General features: G+C 53.4%; 16 protein-coding genes and 1 tRNA gene. 5 read left to right on the top strand and 12 right to left on the bottom strand.

Going from position 1 to position 16,916, the window contains the following annotated elements; translation table 11 throughout:
• Nucleotides 1-378 (bottom strand): hypothetical protein (locus tag LAT75_RS06840; RefSeq protein WP_291481894.1); only part of this gene is annotated, 378 nt, incomplete at its 3' end.
• A gap of 250 nt (nucleotides 379-628) precedes the next feature.
• Between LAT75_RS06840 and LAT75_RS06835 the strand changes: the two genes are divergently transcribed.
• Together LAT75_RS06835 and LAT75_RS06830 are read left to right on the top strand one after the other, a co-directional pair.
• Entirely contained in the window at nucleotides 629-3,124 is a 2,496-nt protein-coding gene (locus LAT75_RS06835) for an alpha-amylase family glycosyl hydrolase (RefSeq protein ID WP_291481893.1), read from the top strand.
• A 207-nt stretch (nucleotides 3,125-3,331) separates the two neighbouring features.
• Nucleotides 3,332-4,135, top strand: coding sequence for an NRDE family protein (locus LAT75_RS06830; protein WP_291481892.1), 804 nt, complete (start codon nucleotides 3,332-3,334; stop codon nucleotides 4,133-4,135).
• Between the two features lie 57 nt (nucleotides 4,136-4,192).
• Here the strand turns inward: LAT75_RS06830 and LAT75_RS06825 are convergent, their stop codons facing one another.
• The 3 genes from LAT75_RS06825 to LAT75_RS06815 all read right to left on the bottom strand — a co-directional run bounded on the left by LAT75_RS06825 (nucleotide 4,193) and on the right by LAT75_RS06815 (nucleotide 7,559).
• Nucleotides 4,193-5,224, bottom strand: a complete 1,032-nt coding sequence (locus LAT75_RS06825; protein WP_291481891.1) for a hypothetical protein — start codon at nucleotides 5,222-5,224, stop codon at nucleotides 4,193-4,195.
• Nucleotides 5,225-5,626: 402 nt separating this feature from the next.
• Nucleotides 5,627-5,710: transfer RNA gene (locus LAT75_RS06820), tRNA-Leu, on the bottom strand.
• A gap of 97 nt (nucleotides 5,711-5,807) precedes the next feature.
• Nucleotides 5,808-7,559 (bottom strand): CotH kinase family protein, encoded by a 1,752-nt coding sequence (locus tag LAT75_RS06815; protein ID WP_291481890.1) that lies wholly within the window; start codon nucleotides 7,557-7,559, stop codon nucleotides 5,808-5,810.
• A gap of 503 nt (nucleotides 7,560-8,062) precedes the next feature.
• Between LAT75_RS06815 and hemN the strand changes: the two genes are divergently transcribed.
• A complete protein-coding gene (hemN, locus tag LAT75_RS06810) occupies nucleotides 8,063-9,427 on the top strand; it encodes an oxygen-independent coproporphyrinogen III oxidase (RefSeq protein WP_291481889.1) in 1,365 nt (454 codons plus the stop codon).
• A gap of 122 nt (nucleotides 9,428-9,549) precedes the next feature.
• On the opposite strand, the gene LAT75_RS06805 is transcribed toward hemN, so the two are convergent.
• Both LAT75_RS06805 and LAT75_RS06800 read right to left on the bottom strand, forming a co-directional pair.
• On the bottom strand, nucleotides 9,550-9,933 hold the full coding sequence (locus LAT75_RS06805; protein WP_291481888.1) for a YlbF family regulator: 384 nt from the start codon (nucleotides 9,931-9,933) through the stop codon (nucleotides 9,550-9,552).
• A 35-nt stretch (nucleotides 9,934-9,968) separates the two neighbouring features.
• A complete protein-coding gene (locus LAT75_RS06800; protein WP_291481887.1) occupies nucleotides 9,969-10,352 on the bottom strand; it encodes a YlbF family regulator in 384 nt (127 codons plus the stop codon).
• A gap of 165 nt (nucleotides 10,353-10,517) precedes the next feature.
• Between LAT75_RS06800 and LAT75_RS06795 the strand changes: the two genes are divergently transcribed.
• On the top strand, nucleotides 10,518-10,742 hold the full coding sequence (locus LAT75_RS06795; protein ID WP_291481886.1) for a DUF2905 domain-containing protein: 225 nt from the start codon (nucleotides 10,518-10,520) through the stop codon (nucleotides 10,740-10,742).
• A 21-nt stretch (nucleotides 10,743-10,763) separates the two neighbouring features.
• Here the strand turns inward: LAT75_RS06795 and LAT75_RS06790 are convergent, their stop codons facing one another.
• From LAT75_RS06790 to LAT75_RS06780, 3 genes are read right to left on the bottom strand one after another with little or no spacing between them, the layout of a single operon-like run.
• On the bottom strand, nucleotides 10,764-11,735 hold the full coding sequence (locus LAT75_RS06790) for a pyridoxal-phosphate dependent enzyme (RefSeq protein WP_291481885.1): 972 nt from the start codon (nucleotides 11,733-11,735) through the stop codon (nucleotides 10,764-10,766).
• A 2-nt stretch (nucleotides 11,736-11,737) separates the two neighbouring features.
• Nucleotides 11,738-12,115, bottom strand: coding sequence for a response regulator (locus tag LAT75_RS06785; RefSeq protein WP_291481884.1), 378 nt, complete (start codon nucleotides 12,113-12,115; stop codon nucleotides 11,738-11,740).
• Between the two features lie 51 nt (nucleotides 12,116-12,166).
• Nucleotides 12,167-13,378 carry an AI-2E family transporter gene (locus LAT75_RS06780; protein ID WP_291481883.1) on the bottom strand — a complete coding sequence of 404 codons (1,212 nt, stop codon included), beginning with the start codon at nucleotides 13,376-13,378 and terminating at the stop codon, nucleotides 12,167-12,169.
• A 129-nt stretch (nucleotides 13,379-13,507) separates the two neighbouring features.
• Between LAT75_RS06780 and LAT75_RS06775 the strand changes: the two genes are divergently transcribed.
• Complete coding sequence (locus LAT75_RS06775; protein WP_291481882.1) at nucleotides 13,508-14,032, top strand: hypothetical protein; 525 nt, start codon at nucleotides 13,508-13,510, stop codon at nucleotides 14,030-14,032.
• A 72-nt stretch (nucleotides 14,033-14,104) separates the two neighbouring features.
• Here the strand turns inward: LAT75_RS06775 and LAT75_RS06770 are convergent, their stop codons facing one another.
• The 3 genes from LAT75_RS06770 to LAT75_RS06760 form a co-directional block, all read right to left on the bottom strand.
• On the bottom strand, nucleotides 14,105-14,287 hold the full coding sequence (locus LAT75_RS06770; RefSeq protein ID WP_291481881.1) for a PspC domain-containing protein: 183 nt from the start codon (nucleotides 14,285-14,287) through the stop codon (nucleotides 14,105-14,107).
• Between the two features lie 124 nt (nucleotides 14,288-14,411).
• Nucleotides 14,412-15,272, bottom strand: a complete 861-nt coding sequence (locus tag LAT75_RS06765; protein ID WP_291481880.1) for a S1-like domain-containing RNA-binding protein — start codon at nucleotides 15,270-15,272, stop codon at nucleotides 14,412-14,414.
• A 125-nt stretch (nucleotides 15,273-15,397) separates the two neighbouring features.
• Nucleotides 15,398-16,765 carry an NAD-dependent succinate-semialdehyde dehydrogenase gene (locus LAT75_RS06760; protein ID WP_291481879.1) on the bottom strand — a complete coding sequence of 456 codons (1,368 nt, stop codon included), beginning with the start codon at nucleotides 16,763-16,765 and terminating at the stop codon, nucleotides 15,398-15,400.
• Nucleotides 16,766-16,916: the final 151 nt, after the last annotated feature.

Raw genomic sequence — 16,916 nt, 5'->3', positions numbered from 1 at the left:
TGTGAGCTTGTTAAATGGCACCGAGCGGGCCTTTCCGGGATGACGGGGTGGGGTGGTAAACGGCTTATGGGCCAGACCTGACAGGTTTTCAAAACCTGTCAGGTCTTTGCAGCGAAAGAAAAAAAAGTCGCAACCAGGGCCCCAAAACCCCAAAACAACCCCGAAACAAAAGCCCCTCTCCTGAAGACCATGCCCGTAAGGCCTCGTTGCACTTTCAGGAGAGAGGTTGGGGTGAGGTCCGCCGACATGACGGCACGCGGATTTTCCGGATTGGCCGGATTTGCGCGGATTGTCCCGGCTTCGGGGCACCGTCAGCATCGTACCAAATGAGAAGCGTTCGATATGACATTTTCTGGATTGCAGGGTTTTAGGGTACAAGGGGTTGGGGTGAGGTCCGCCCACATGACGGCACGCGGATTCACCGGATCGGCCGGATTTACGCGGATTTATATTAGAAGATGTTTCAAGCGCTAATTACCTCTTAGCTCAGGTTAAAGCACAAAACCCAATCATTAAACCCGAAGCAATGACACACTGCCCCACGGCCCTCCCTCCAACTCCGTTTGTATCTCACACCCGAACGAACTATTTTGAAAGCGCTTACAATTTTGGACTTACTTCACCCTCTATGCCTCTTTTCTTTCGTACGGTTCTTTTTCTATCCTTCACTTTTGCCGGCCTGCTCGCTGCGGCTACGACTTCAGCTTCTGCTCAGCAGGTGCCTGTCACCTTTTCGGTGAACATGAACCATCAGGTCAGCCTCGGCAATTTTAACCCGGATACCAACTTTGTGGATGTCGCCGGCACCTTCAACAGCTGGGGCGGTACGCCGCAGGTCCTGGCCGATCCCGAGGGCGACGGCATCTATCACATCACCCTTGAAAATTTCACGCCGGGGCAAACCATTCAGTTCAAGTTCCGCATCGACGGCGCATGGGACGGCCGCGAGGAATTTCCCGGCGGCGGACCCAACCGCAGCTACACCGTAACCGCCGGGCCCAACGAAATTTCGGTCTGGTACAACGACGAGCTGCCGCCCGACGGACCGCCTGTTGCGGGCTTTTCGCCACAGTCCGTAAGCATTTTCGAAAACGGCGTAGTTTCATTCAGCGACCTCTCCGGCGGGGAAGTCACCGCGTGGGAGTGGCACTTTGAGGGCGGTGTGCCTGCTACCTCACAGCAGCGAAATCCCGCTGTGAGCTATCCGAACACCGGCTCCTTTGGCGTTACCCTCATTGCCCGACACGAAAATCTGGCCGATACGCTCAGCCTCAGCGATGTGGTGCAGGTGCAGCTCCGCGAAAGCACCGAAACACACTGGTGGAACCACACGGTTTTCTATGAGATGTTTGCCCGCAGCTTTTTCGACACTACCGGCGACGGCACCGGCGATTTTCAGGGCATGATCGAAAAGCTCGATTACCTCAACGATGGCGACCCTGACAGCGGCGAAAGCCTCGGCATCACAGGCATCTGGCTCATGCCCATCCATCCTTCCCCCAGCTATCACGGTTACGACGTAACCGACTACCTGGGCGTGAACAGCGATTTCGGCACTCTGGAAACCTTCCGCACCTTCGTGGAAGAAGCGCAGAGCCGCGGCATCCGGGTCATCATCGATTTCGTGCTCAATCACACCTCCTCCCAACATCCCTGGTTCATCAACTCGCGCAACAATGTGCCGGGCTACCGCGACTACTTCCGCTGGTCGGCCACTCACCCCGGTTACAACGGCCCCTGGGGGCAGCCGGTCTGGCACTCCTGGGGCGGCTCGTACTACTATGGCCTGTTCTGGCATGGCATGCCCGATGTAAATTTCCACAACGAAGAAGTAAAGGAGAAGCTGTTTCAGGCCGCAGATTTCTGGCTGAGCGATGTGGGCGTTGACGGCTTCCGGCTCGATGCGGTCACCTACATTTTTGAAGACGGCTCGCAGCTGGAGCACACCGAAGAAACCTTCGCATTCTGGGCCGAATTCAACGAGCGGGTAAAATCGAACAATCCCGAAGCCGTTACGATCGGCGAAGCCTGGACGAACACGGAAAACATCATCCCCTACGTCACCAACGACCGCCTTGACCTGGCTTTTGAATTCGACCTGGCGTCGGCCATTCTCAGCGCGGCCCGCAACGGCGACGCCCGCGGCCTGCGCACGCAAATGCAGAAAGTTCACAACAGCTACAACTACCTGCAATACGCCACCTTCCTCACCAATCACGACCAAAACCGCGTGATGAACGAGCTGGGCGACGACTGGAACAAAGCCCGCACGGCCGCCGCCATCTATCTCACGCTTCCGGGGGTGCCGTTTTTGTATTACGGGGAAGAAATCGGCATGCGCGGCGCCAAGCCCGATCCGCAGATCCGCACGCCCATGCAGTGGACCGACGGCCCCAACGCGGGCTTCACAACGGGCACACCCTGGATCAACCTCAACCCGGATTTTCAGATACGTAACGTAGCCGTTCAGCAGCAGGACCCGCATTCACTGCTCAACTGGTACCGCCGCCTCATTCAGGTGCGCAATCAGGAAATAGCGCTGCGCATCGGCGACTACATCCCGGTCGAAGCCAGCCGGAACAGCCTGTTCGGCTTTCTGCGCAGCTACGGGCAGGAGCAGCTGCTCGTTGCCATCAACACCGGCACCGGGGCCGTTTCCGATGCCGCTTTCACTCTGGCGGGGGCCGCCCTTCAGCCGGGCACTTACACCCTCGATGAGCTGCTGAGCGGCGAAAGCATCACCCTCAGCGTACAGGCCGGCAACCGCATTGTGGTGCCAGCCCTGCCCGCACACGGCGCCCTCATCCTCCGGCTCGGCGACGCCATTCCGGTCTCCGCCGAACCCGAAGCCGAACTGCCCGCCCGCATGCAGCTTCACCAGAACTACCCCAACCCCTTCAACCCGGTCACCCAAATCCGCTTCGAGCTGCCCGAAGCAGCGCAGGTACGCCTCAGCGTGTACAACCTGCAGGGGCAGCGGGTCGCTACCCTGGCCGACGGCTGGCATACCCCGGGCACCCATCAGCTGGCGTTCAACGGCAGCGCGCTCGCAAGCGGCCTCTACCTGTACCGGCTAACGGCAGCGGGTCAGCAGCTCACCCGAAAAATGATGCTCATAAAATAGGGACGCGTTATTTTTTGGGGGGAACTCCGTGAGCATCACTGTCTTTCGTGCTTGTGAACAATCCCAAATCGGCGGAATGTCCCGTGCTTTTTTTGTGGAATACGCCAATTAAGCCGGCCAGCCGCCGGGGCTGTTCTTTAGTTGGGTACTTTACGGGCGTAACCCGTTATATTGCGCACCGACCCTCAACCAGATTCTGCTCTGAACATGTGCACCCTAAGCTGGCAACTGAACGCCACCCGAAACGAACTTTATCTTGCTTTCAACCGTGATGAAATGCTGGCCCGTGTACCCGGTAAGCCGCCCGGTTTTTTCCGGAAAAACGGCATCCGATACATGGCGCCGGTCGATCCGCAGGGCGGAGGCACCTGGATTGCCGCAAACGACCGCGGCGTAATTCTTTGCCTGCTCAACGATTACATGGGTAAATCGTCTGAAAACTACGCAGGCGAAAACAAGAGCCGCGGCCTGCTGGTGCGCAGGCTCATCACAGCGGGCAACGGCCGCCCCGAAGACATCCGGGATTTCATGGTACAAACAGGTGAGGCGCCGCTTCCCCACAATCCGTTCAACCTCGTGGTTTTCAGCGGCGTCGAAGATCCGGTAATGTGGCACTGGAACGGGGAGAAGCTCGAATTCACCTCAAAACCGCCTATGCCGGTCGTATCGGCCGGTCTCGAGCAGGACAAAACACAGCAGCTGCGGGCTGAGGTTTTCGGCCGGCTCCGGGAACAACACGGCGGCATCATTCCGTCTGAGGCGCTGCTCGAAGCGCACCAATCAGCCAAGCCTGAGCCGCAGCCCTACTCAATTGCCATGCAGCTGCCGGACAAGGAAACGGTGAGCATCACCGAAGTCCGGCTGCTGCAAACCAAATCGGAGATGCAGCTCGAAATGGCGTACCGGCATGGCAACCCGCTCAGCACGCCCTACCAGCCGCTGAGCCGCTGCAGCCTCACCGTGCCGCAGCAGGAAAGCCGGGTTCAGGCCCGTGAAGCCATCACCCCATAAAAAAAGCCGCTCTCACAAATGCGAAAGCGGCTTTGGTAACGGGAATCCCGGTGCTGTTTACTTCACCTGAATATCAAGCTCGGTGATGTTGAGCGTACCGTTGAGGTATTGGCCTTCGCGGAAGGTTCCGATCCAGATGTCGAAACGGCCTGCCGGGTAGCCCCGCAGGTCGAGCGACGGATTGAGGGTGTTGAAGTGGGCGTCATCGTTGCAGATCCATGCGCCGTTCGAGGTGTTGATGATGAGCACGGTGTCGTCGCCATCGTTATCGGCCTCGAAGAAAACACGCAGATCGGAGGTGTCGCCGGTCCAGAAAAGGCGGAAGTCCGGGTTTTGCGAGGCGAAGCCAACACAATCGCTGCCGCTGCTGAAGTTGGCTGCCACATCAACCGTACCGCCGGCGATGCCTCTGAACTGTGCCGGATCAGGCGTGAAGCCCGCGCGAAGGGTGATGTCTTCAAAAATAGCATCGCCGCTTACGTCAAGGCTTGCATCATTGCCTGACTGATTGGCGAGGGCTTGCATTTCGCCGGGAACGGCTGCGTATTCGGTAATGTACAGTCTGCCTGTCACGGTAGGTCCGGCACTGTAGGTACCAACCCAGATGTCGTACTGACCGGCAGCCGGATTGTCGAAAATAACCATCGGGTTAAAAGTGCCGGAGAAAGCATCGTCGTTGCAGTACCAGCTTCCGTCGGGTGCATTGATGATCAGGGTTGTGTCGTCGTTAGGATTGTGCGCTTCAAAAATAAAACGAAGGGCAGTAGTGCCGCGGCTGCTCCAGTTCACGCGGTAATCGGGTGCTGCTGCCGCAAAACCGACGCACTCCCCACCCAGATAAGCGGCATCTATCATGCCGCCTGCATCAATAACAATCACAAGCGGATCGGGCTCGAAACCGGGACCGATAGGCGCTACGCCGAAGGTGGAATCCATGTTGAAATCAAAAAACTGAGCCTTCAGTTGGTTTTGCGGGAAGGTCAGAAACAGCACAATTGCTAACGCTGATAATAAAAGTGAAGGCCGGCTCAACGCACCGATTGCGCTGCTGCCGCGGGAAAGACCCGCGAAGGTAGAAGTGTTTGTCATACAATTTAAATTAAGAATTGTTTTTTTTGTCTGTAGATAACGGCTGCTGAATGCAGCCGCGCCAAATTTACGTAGTTTCCTAACAACTGCAATAATTTTTGTAGCAGCGTTAAACAGGAAGGAAGCTAAACGCTTAAGCCGGAATTATGGTTTGTAAGTTTTTACGGCTGTATAATCTTTCGCACTTTTCCGGCACGCGATGCGCTCATTCTGAGCCGGGACAGCTGTTTTTTTAAAATCAGTCTTTTTGAGAATCTGGCCTGAACACTTCTGCCCGGGTTTGCCGGCATAAGCCCCCGGAGACCTTATTTTGAGCACATTATACTGGTAACAAATCTGGTAACATCCCAAAAAGAAAGCCTTGCAAACATAATGTTCACAAGGCTTTAAGATTTGTTACTGTGCCCGGGGGGGGACTCGAACCCCCATGTCGTTGCCGACATACGCCCCTGAAACGCACGCGTCTACCAATTCCGCCACCCGGGCAATCATTTCAGAGTAGATTTTAAATATACGACAGTTTTATGCCCGTAGCAATAGTGCGCAGCCAAAGTCTGTCGGGATTTATCCGGCGCTGTACGGCTTAATCCGCATGCATGATCTGAATCAGGTGGCTGCCTTCGAGCAGAAGCTCCGTACTGATTTTGTTGGAAAAGGGGTTGGGCCGGCTTTCATGGGCGCGGCCATCCTGCAAGATCTGCAGCTCCCACTGCCGGCCAACGGCATCGGTGTATTTGTACCAGTTGTCGCGCCCGTCGGGGGCAATGTCGTTACGGTATAACAGGGTGATGGGGGCTTGGATGCTTCCCCCTTCAACCTCAACGAAGTAATCTTTGAGAATGCCGTCGTTCTCCGGGGCTGATCTGAGGTAAATCAGAAGCGACGGATTACCGGTAACGCTTGTCTCGTGCAGATCGAGGGCGCCGAAGGTCCAGCCGGCATCATCAGTGATGAGCACCCGACCGGACTGTCCCTCCGTGAAATCTGCCCTGAAATAATTGTGATAGGCCACCGGCTCGTCAAAAAGCAGCATGCTGCGGATGAAGGCGTAGCGCAGTTCCACAAAATCGCGCAGGTTCTCTTTGTGATATGCCCAGCGCCCCAACTCCCCGTGATGCTGCCGCTCATGCAGGTTGAAAGCACCGCTGCCGTCGCGGGTGCGCGACATGTAGGGCGCAGTCACCTTTTCGAGGGTTTCGAATTGTGCATCGAACCATTCTTCAGTAAAAACCTCATCCATCAGTTGCAGGATGCGGGCTTCAAACTGCGCGCGCAGGCCGGGCGACTGATGGTATTTCACGATGAGGGCGTTGTCCCAGCCGGCATCGTCGAGCGGGTATTCGTAGGCGAAATAATCGTTGAGCTGCACCAGACCGCGGCCGAACTGACCCAGCTCCCGGTTTTCGGTGAGGCCGTCGCGCTCGTTGCGGCCAAAGCTGAGATCGTGATCCCAGGGGATGATCTTCCATTTGTCGCCTGCGCCACGGCCGCGGTACAGCCAGAAGTCGTCGCCGAAGGCGTCCACATCCCCGATCAGGTAGTGAATAGCGAGCCAGTCGGTCAGGTTTTCCACATCGAAACGCTGCCGCAGGCCCTGCTCGAAGGCTTCGCCGGGGGGCGTGTCGTGCACCCACTGCAGCAGTTCGGCGATGGCGGCGTAGTCGGGCGCCCAGCGCGATTCGAACATCTGTGCCAGGAAAGCCGGCTGATCGGCCACAGTGCTGAGGTCGAAGCCGAATATCGAGCGGCGGTCGAGTCCGGCTTCGGCAGCCCGCCTTCGGGTGAAGTCGCGCACAAGCGTGCCCCGCGGATCAAGGCCACTCTGACGCAGCAGCAGCTCGTCAATCCGCTGAATGTGAAGGCCCAGCCCTTCGTAGTTGCCGTTGATGTGCAGCGCCACGTACCGCACTTTGGAGGCCGGCTGACCCAACTCATGGAACATCTGCCAGGCAATACGCTCCCGCATCCCCGAGGGATCGGTAAACATCGCGTTCAGGTTCAGGCGGTCGCCTCCGAACAACTGCTGCTGCGGCCGGTTAAACCGGATGTTGAACGATTTCCGCACGTGATAGCGCGACGTGTTCCCCCGAAACCGGACCCCGTTGAGGCCCTGCACCCGACCGCGCTCGCTCCAGCGCACAAAACCCGGCAGGCGGTCATCCGAGCGCGGATTCCGGCGGTAAAGCCGCGTTAGGTCCGCATCCTCCATCACCAGAAAAACGGGGATCACCGCCTCAGAAACAGCGGGCTGCGCATCGCCTCTTTGTGCCGAAACAGCTGCGGTGAATGCAGCTGTGAAGAGAATTACGGCTACGATACTGATCAGGTGTTTCAAAGCGAAAAAAGAAGACAGGCCTGGATTAATATGCATGGTTGAAGGAAACAGCTACAGAAAAATTTCAGTTAACGGCACTTAGCCCCGAAAAATAGGAGATTAAGCGTTAAGCTGATATTAACAAGCTGTGAAATAACATTTCTGCAGCAAATCTGCAACGCGGCACATCACTGTCACCAAAAAAGAAACCTTCCTGCCTTTCAGGCAAAGAAGGTTTTTATCTATCTATGATTAAAAATCACCCTTGTAACATAGGTTTCCTGATCATTAAGCGGTATCACCCAAAGGGGTGAATTTTGCCGGCTGCTGCAGGTGCCGGGAGCTTGTACCTGTACGCATGCTCAGCGTTCCTCAGGCATGAGGTTGGGGCAGCAGCCGGACTTGGTAATTTCCTGTACTCTTGCTATATTCTAATATCAATGTTATAAATAGATTTTCAAACTGAACTGAACCTGTTTTCACTAACGATTCCAACGCAAACCGTTCAAACCGCTGCTGTTGCTATGTCTGCTACTGCTTCCCTGATAAAAAAATACAATGTTCCCGGCCCGCGCTACACATCTTACCCAACAGCGGTCCAATTCGACCTTCTGGAGCCGGTAAGCCTCGGCAGCTACCTGCAGGCCCGCAACAGCTCGCCGCGCGACATTTCGCTGTACCTGCACCTTCCGTTTTGCGCCTCCCTGTGCTGGTACTGCGGCTGCACAACCGTTATTACCAAAAAAAAATCGGCAGCTGACGATTACCTCGATTATCTCGAGAAAGAGATGAAATATTACGCGGCGCTGCTGCACCCTGAGCACGTGGTTAAGCAGGTTCACTACGGAGGCGGCACTCCGACCTTTCTCACCCCGGAGCAGCTTAGTCGGCTCGGGGAGATGCTGCACACATATTTTAATATTGCAGCGGATGCCGAATTCGGCGTTGAGCTCGACCCGAGGACCTTCACCCGCGAGCATTTAACGGCGATGATGGCTTACGGGATGAACCGGGCTTCGATCGGATTTCAGGATGTGAACGAGGAAGTACAGGAAGCCATACACCGCATACAGCCGATGGAAATGGTGCAGAAGTGCATGGATATCCTTCGTGAAGCCGGCATCAGCTCGATTAATCTGGACGTCATTTACGGGCTTCCGATGCAGAACCGGAAGCGTTTTGCCAGAACCCTCGAAGCAATTAAAACGCTTGATCCTGACCGCGTTGCTATGTACAGCTACGCGCACGTGCCGTGGATTAAACCGGCTCAAAAGTTGCTGGAAGACAAGCAGCTCCCCGATGCTGACCTGAAACTGCAGCTGCTGCTCGACGGCATCGCTTTCATGGAGCAGAGCGGTTTTGAGCATATCGGCATGGATCACTTTGCCAAGCCCAACGATGAACTCAGTGTTGCCCTGCGTGACCGCAGCCTGCAGCGCAATTTCCAGGGCTACAGCACCATGAACGGACTCGACCTCTACGCCCTCGGCATGTCGAGCATCAGCTCTGTGGGGGATTTTTACTTCCAGAACGAAAAAGAACTGGATGACTGGAAGGCAGCCATCGACAGCCGCGGCAATGCCTGGGTTAAAGGCCTTCGGCTAACCAATGAAGACCGGCTGCGCCGAAGCGTAATTATGCAGCTGATGTGCAGCCGCAGCATGACGTTCAGCGAGCTGCAGAAAACCTGGCAAATTGACGCAAAAGTCCACTTTCGTGATGAGATCAGGCGGCTGCGGCCCCTGGAAGAAGACGGCATCGTGAGCATTACAGAGGAAGGCATTCAGGTACACGCCAAAGGCAGGTTCTTTGTTCGGAATATTGCGATGGTGTTTGATGCCTACATGGCTCAGCACAAGGAAAAGCCGGTATTCTCCAAAACCATCTGATTTTTTTGACTGACCCGCAGCTTAGCCGCGTTTAGAAGTGTACAGCTCCCAAAAGCAGCAAAAGCCACCCTGCAAACCGCAGCGGTGGCTTTTTTTTCAGAATGATGAATTCAAAGGCAGAATCAGCTGCCGCAACCGCAGGAAGAAGGTGTCGCATCTTTGGCAAAATCGAGGCCGAGAATGCCGCTGATTTCCTGATTGCACTCCCGCAGCAGCTCAACAAGCATGCGCTCGCGCTGCTCAAGCTCTGCTACAACCGGGTTGTTAATAAACTCCTGCTGAATGCCCTTGTACTGCTCAATCTCATGCTGCTCAATGGTACCGGCGTGTTGCTTCCTGCTAAGTTCGAAGGAAAGGGTGTTGAGGCGCGTCATAAGGTCCATTGCCGTTGCATCGCTTTCAAATGCGCTGCGTGCATTTACAAATGCAGCGGACTGTTCAGATGCAAGCAGGGCATCGGCAAAGGTTTCGAGGCTTTTTTGAACGCTTTCGTTTTGGATACTCATAGTATAAAAATCAGTATTAAGGGAAATGAGCCTGCTTAACAGCAGCCGCCTTCCGGTTTGGCCATATCGGCAAAATCGTAGCCGAGTTTTTGGGTGAGCGCAGCATTGGCTTCTTCTGTGAGCGCTTTCCAGGCTTTTTGCGCATTCATAAGCTCATGGATTAGCGGGTGTGTTTCGATCTGATGGTTCAGCTCGCGGTACCGGGCCATGAGTTCATCATCTTTCTCCTGCAGTTGCTGCAACAGCTGCAATTTTTGCACCATTTGGTTATACTGCTCCACCATCCGCTGCACATCGGCATCAGCATTGAAAACTTTCTGTGCTTCCAGAAAGCGTTCATATTCAGAAGATGCTTTCAGCGTTTCGCCAAATTGTTTGGCAGCTTCAAGCAGGGTTGTTTTATCTTCGAGGGTAATCATATTCTGTTTTACCTTAAAAATGTGGCGAAAATCCGGAAGCGGATTCCCTGTTTAGGTTGCATTTAAGGTAACCAAATCATACCCGAAAGACAAAAAGCCGGCTTTAGGGTTGCGGGTTAATCATCGCGGCACAAATTCGGCATCCCCCTAAAATCATACGCCCTCATGACTCCTGAAATTGGCCGTTTTCTCATTTATACCGGGCTCGTGCTTGTGGCGCTCGGCATCCTTATCGTATTTTTTGGCAGCAAACTGAGCTGGCTCGGAAGCCTGCCCGGCGATATCCGCATGGAGCGGGGCAACACCCGCGTTTATTTCCCGATAGTGACCATGATTGTGCTGAGCATTGTGCTCACCATCATCATCAATTTGTTCAGAAGATTTTTCTGAGATACGGAAAACCGAATGGGATCAGCGCGGACTCCAGGGCAGCTTATCCAGGTCCACGTTTCCGCCGGTAAGGATAACACCCACTTTTTTGCCTTCAAAAAGCTCCGGGCGCGATGCAATGGCCGCCAGGGGCACACTACAGGAAGGCTCGATGATGATTTTCATCCTTTCCCAAACATCCCGCATAGACGAAATGATCTGAGCTTCCGAAGCGGTGAGGATGTCATCTGTGAAGGTTCTGATTACACCGAAGGTGATGTCGCCCAGCGAGGTGCGGAGTCCGTCGGCTATGGTATCCGGGTTTGCCGGGATGATATGCCCGGCTTTGAACGACAGAAAGGCATCGTTAGCCTGCTCGGGCTCAGCTCCGTAAACGGTGATGTCCGGCCTGAGGCGTTTGGCAGCAAGGGATGTTCCGGAGAGCAGCCCGCCCCCGCCCACCGGAGCTATAATAATATCGAGCCCGGGCACTTCCTGCATGAGTTCCAAAGCCGCAGAGGCCTGCCCTAAAATGATGTGTTCATGGTTGTAGGGCGGAATGAAATATGCACCCGTTGCCCGCACAATTTCCTGCAGACCGGTTTCGCGTGCTTCAAGCACAGGCTCGCAAAAACGTATTATACCGCCGTAGTTTTTGACCCCATTCACCTTCACGCTTGGTGCATTTTCGGGCATTACGATGTAAGCAGGTATATTGCGCAGGCCTGCAGCCCGCGAGAGTGCGGCCGCATGATTGCCCGAAGAGTGTGTTGCCACGCCTCTTGCTGCATCCTGAGCAGACAATCGAAAAACGGCATGAACAGCACCTCTCGCTTTAAAAGAACCTGAAACCTGAAAGTTTTCACATTTAAAAAAAAGCTCAGCACCACTTTTCTTATTGAACCAGCTGTTGGTAAAAACCGGCGTACGATGAATCCAGGGCTGAATAATCTGATGTGCTTTAATCAGCTCATCAAGCCCCGGGCTGAAACCAGGAGTACTGTATTTAATCATACTTACTCGGTTGACTCAGCCAGCTCAAAAGCTTTGGCGATTGCACCGGCAAGCTCCTGATAGTCGAATGGTTTTGTTAAAAGTGTACAGGGTTCAAGGCCTGTCAGGTCTTTTTCACTAACTGCATCACTAAAGCCTGTAAGGAAAATAATGGGAACCCCGGAGAAGCCCCTTATTTCCCGTGCAGCCCCGATACCATCAGTTTCACCTATTATTTTAACGTCCATCAGAATCATATCCGGGCCATGCTTGCGTACAGCATCAAAAGCTGCCTGCGCAGATTTCACCCGGTCAATCGCTTCAAAACCGGCCTTTTGGATCATTTTCGTGATCACGATCTGCAACATCATTTCATCTTCTACAACTAATATTTTTTTCATTTCCTTTCGATGGTTACTGCGAATCGAGCCTGCCGAATACTACGTTTAAGTTTAAGGACCTTCTGTATTTTTTTGCTCCTGCTGTTTTTTTTGCTCCTGCTCAGTTTTAGTATCAGAAATCATTTTATTTGCACGCTCGCTAAACCGTTCAGAAATATCCTGCACTTTTAAAGCAAGCTTACTTTTTCTTTTGCGATGGCTTTGATCAGCCTTGCCGAGTAAAAACCCGTATGGCTTGAGTGAATCAAATTCATCAAAAATGACCTTCAGCACAGCACTTGCCGGGATAAACAGAATCATCCCAACCAGGCCCCAAATCTGGGCGCCTACGAAAATAGCCACCAGCGTTACCAGGGGGTTAAGGCTTACCTGCCTGCCAACAATAGAAGGAGTGAATAAATTGCTTTCGAAAAGCTGAATAATGTAAAAACCAAGCAATACTAACAAAGGTATCAGCAGGGAATCCATGGTAAGCAGGGCGTAAAAAATCGGCAGTACAGACCCTATGAGCGGGCCAACAAAAGGGATAATATTGAGCATTGCTGCAAATACTCCGAAAAACAGGGCATGCCGCACCCCAAATGCCCAAAGCATGGTGCTGTTGAGTACCGCAAGAATAAGAATTACAATAAGCATGCCAAGGATGTAGTTCTGAACAACTGACTTCACCTTATCGATAAGCCGCTGCATACGGGCTTCATCTCCGTATGAAAAAGCGCGAATGATAAATTCTTTGAGGAAATCCCTAAAAAGCAAAAACAAAACCACATAAACAGGAATGATAAAAAAAGTAGTTAGTGTTGAGGCCGCAGAAAGCACCCCCCTGCTGAGAGATTCCACATTGTCTGTTACATACCCTATCATATTTTGAGGAATCGTGCTAACGAGTTCACCCAAATCCACATCAACGTAAGCGCCGGCAACATCTTCAAACTGCAGCAATAGGGAACGGATACGTTCTTCCACAAGGCTGGCATCATCAGCCAGACCAACTATCTGCGTGTAAAAAAAGATGCCTGTAATCACCAATACACCAATTCCAAGCAATAGGCTTAAAAGAGCTGCAACTACACGCGGAACGCGCCAGTCTTCAAGTTTACCGCACAGTGGTGAAAGCAGTACAGCAAAGAAAACTGCAAAAAACAGCGGTATCAGCACTGCTTTAGCCACAACCATACCATAAACAATCAGGCTGAGCATCGCAAGAATGAAGGTCAGCTTAATATACCAGGGGTGATAGGTATTTTTCGGTTGGTCGGTCACAGATTGATTAGGTTTGATTTTGCCTGAAACAGTACAAATATTAGAATTTTTTAATTTATCAAAACCACAGCATTTATACCTATATTTTGTGAATTTATTTTCAGTTACTCAAATAGTTTTTGCTCACTTATGTCACGTACCTTCTTTCAGGGTCTTCTTGCCCTTTCAATTTTACTTTGCGCCGTTTCTGCTCAGGCACAACAACGTTTTACCGCCGACCAAAAACAAAGCCTGCAGGGCATAACCGCCTTTTTACTGATTGTAGAATTTGAAGAAAGCACCGTAGAAATCGACGGCCTTAACCGTGCTGAACTCGAGATTGAGGTTGCACAGCGCCTGCGCCGGGCCGGAATCCGCCTGATGAATGAAGTTGAATGGTCGCGACAGCCTGGTGTTCCGTTTTTGTATGTTTACCTGAACACGGTGAGAAGTGAGCTTGGCTTTTACTCCTACCGCGCGGAAGTACGCTTCAAGCAGGAAGTTTCACCTGTACGCAACACAAGCATTTCTTCCATAGCCACAACATGGGAAACCGGCTCGCTCGGCTTTATAGGGGTAAACCGGGTCGAAACCCTCAAGCCCGAAGTACTCTCCCTTATCGACGAATTCCTGATCGATTACCGGCAAATTAACAGGCCGGGCCAGCCCCGCTGATCCATAATACAAAAAAACCGGTTTGACTCAGAGTCATCCCGGTTTTTTATAACCCAATGGTTAATTCAGCCTTTAGTCCGGCGGCATTATGATAGCCATAATGAGGTAAACAAGGATTGGTGAACCCCAGCCCACAACAACCAGAATGGCCCATATTACGCGGATCAGCGTAGCATCCATATCAAAGTGTCTGGCCAGCCCGCCACATACGCCAAATAACATTTTATCGGAAGTAGAGCGCTTTAATTTTGCCATAACAAAACCCGTTTGAGCTTAATAAGTTAAAAATATACCAGCAGACCTAAGCAGCTGCCGTGGGATAATATGCGGTATTGTACGAATCAATTTAAAAAAAGATTGACAGATTTCATGCGCTTGTTCAGTCCTGATGGATCCTGATGCCATCCGGCAGCAAATCTATGCGCCCTTCTTTTAGCAGACCACCAACGGAGGCTTTGAACGTGCGCTTGCTCATGGCGAAAACCCGGCGGATTTCATCTGCATCCGATTTATCGTGATACGGCAGGTAGCCGCCCTCTGCGGCGGCCAGCTTCTGATAAATCTGCTCTTTGGAGTCAAGCACCTCCTCATAGCCCGGCTTGCGCAGGCTGAGGTCAATCTTGCCGTCTTCCCGAAGCTGTTTGATATAGCCGGTTTCAGGCTGACCCGCAGTGAGCTTTTTGAAAACCTCGTTGTGGTACAGGGTTCCGCTGTAAGGCTTCTCCAGCAGAATCACAGCTTTGTAACCCAGATCCGTTTTGCGCGAAATCAGCAGCGAAACCTCTGTGCCGGCCTCGGGGAAAACTTCCCGGTCTTCCGGTTCCACCACATCGCGGGCAAAGCGGTCAACCCGCGTGCTTGCCGTAATGCGGCCGCTCTGCGAATCCACATAGGTGAAAGTAAGGTATGTTCCGCCTTTCACTACCGGCTCAAGCTGCTCGGCATGCGGAATGAACAAATCTTTCTCCAGGCCCCAGTCCGCGAAAGCGCCCTTGTCGCCGGCTGCTTTGATACGGAGCGCCGCAAAACGCCCGACCTCCGTATGCGGACGCTGCCGGGTAGCCGTCAGAAATCCGTCGTAATCGTGATAAATGAGCGCCTCGACAGCACCTCCAACTTCAGGTCCCTCCTCATATTCGCTTTTTGAAAGAAAGGCCGGACCTTCCGGGGTTTCCAGGTGGCAGCCCTTCGGCTCAACTTTACTTACCGTGTGCGAACGCCAGATTCCTAACCAATGCATGTGTTTGTTTTTTTTATTTTTTAGCGATGGATGACAGCTGCCGTGCCCTTTCAGCTTTCAGAAAAGGCAAACCAGCTTCCTTAAATTTCAGTGATGATTTTGGTGATAGCGGACTACGCACGAAGCTACTTTACATAAACCGTTTTCACATTCACAAATTCGTGTATGCCCCAAAGGGAAAGCTCGCGGCCGTAGCCGGATTCACGGATGCCGCCAAAGGGCAGCCGCGGATCGGAGCGCACGAAATCATTCACGAAGCAGCTTCCGGCGTGCAGGCCATCAGCGGCGAGTTTCTCTCCGAATGCTGCGTCGGCAGTAAAAACCGCTGCACCCAGCCCGAAGCTCGTCTGATTGGCCAGCTGCACGGCTTGCTCCGTATCCTTCGCCCGGATTACGGCCGCTACCGGTCCGAAAAGCTCTTCATCAAAAGCCGGCATACCCGGCTTCACCTCTGCGAGCACGCTTGCCGGGTAGAAGGCGCCGGCACCGGCAGGCATTTCACACCCCAGCAACACTTTCGCGCCCTTCCGGATGATTTCCTGAACCTGCGCATGCAGCGCATCCCGCAGATCATGCCGGGCCTGCGGGCCAAAATCGGTGCTTTCATTCCGCGGATCGCCCATCACTTTTGCCTGCATGGCTTTTGTGAAGGCTTCGGTGAACGCATCATAAATTTTTCCGGTAACGATAAAGCGTTTGGCCGCGATACAGCTCTGACCCGCATTCAGCAGCCGGCTTGTTACGCAGGCTTCTACGGTTTGGGCAAGCGGCGCGTCGTCCAGAATGAGGTAGGGATCGCTGCCGCCGAGTTCGAGCACAGTTTTCTTCAGGTTGCGGGCGGCCGTTTCGGCAACGGTCCGGCCGGCTTTGGTGCTGCCCGTAAGGGTTACGCCCCGCACCCGCGAATCCGCGATGACCTTCGCGGCCTGCTCATGGCTGATGCGCAGGTTCTGCATCACGCCATCCGGAAAGCCGGCTTCTTCAACCAGTGCTGCAATGGCTTCGGCACAGCCCGGCACGTTTTCGGCGTGCTTCAGCAAAATGGTGTTGCCCGCCATCAGCGCGGGTGCCCCAAACCGAAAGACCTGCCAGAACGGGAAATTCCAGGGCATCACGGCGAGGACCGGCCCAAGCGGACGATAAGCGACATAGCTTTTGGCGGCTTCGGTTTGGATGGACCGGGGCTCCAGAAATGCTGCACCGTTTTCGGCATAATAGCGGCACACCTTGGCGCACTTTTCGGCTTCGGAAACCCCTTCGCGCAGCACTTTCCCCATTTCATCGCACATCAGCTGTGCGAGGCGGTTCTTATCACGCTCAAGCAGCTCCGCGAGCCGTATCAGCAGCCGGGCCCGCGCTTCAGCCTGTACGCCACGCCAGCTTTGCCAGGCCGCAAAGCTTTCTTCCAGAAAACCTTCAACCTCCGCAACTCCGTGCAGCGGGTATTCTTTGAGGGCTTCACCGGTTGAAGGATTTATCGCTCTGTACATCATGGTTTTAGGTCTTGTTTTTGTAGCTAAAAACGGGAATCTTTTACATCCTTCCAAATCACAAAGAGGCCCCGACCAGCCGATGTGTCATTTGTATCCAATAGCGCAAGATACGGCATCAGCAGGCGGGGCGCTTGTGTTTAAACTGGCAGGT

Source organism: Cyclonatronum sp. (assembly GCF_022565315.1).
GTDB lineage: Bacteria > Bacteroidota > Rhodothermia > Balneolales > Cyclonatronaceae > Cyclonatronum.
Note: the sequence above shows the minus strand (reverse complement) of the source record. Positions and strands in the feature narration are given on the sequence as shown.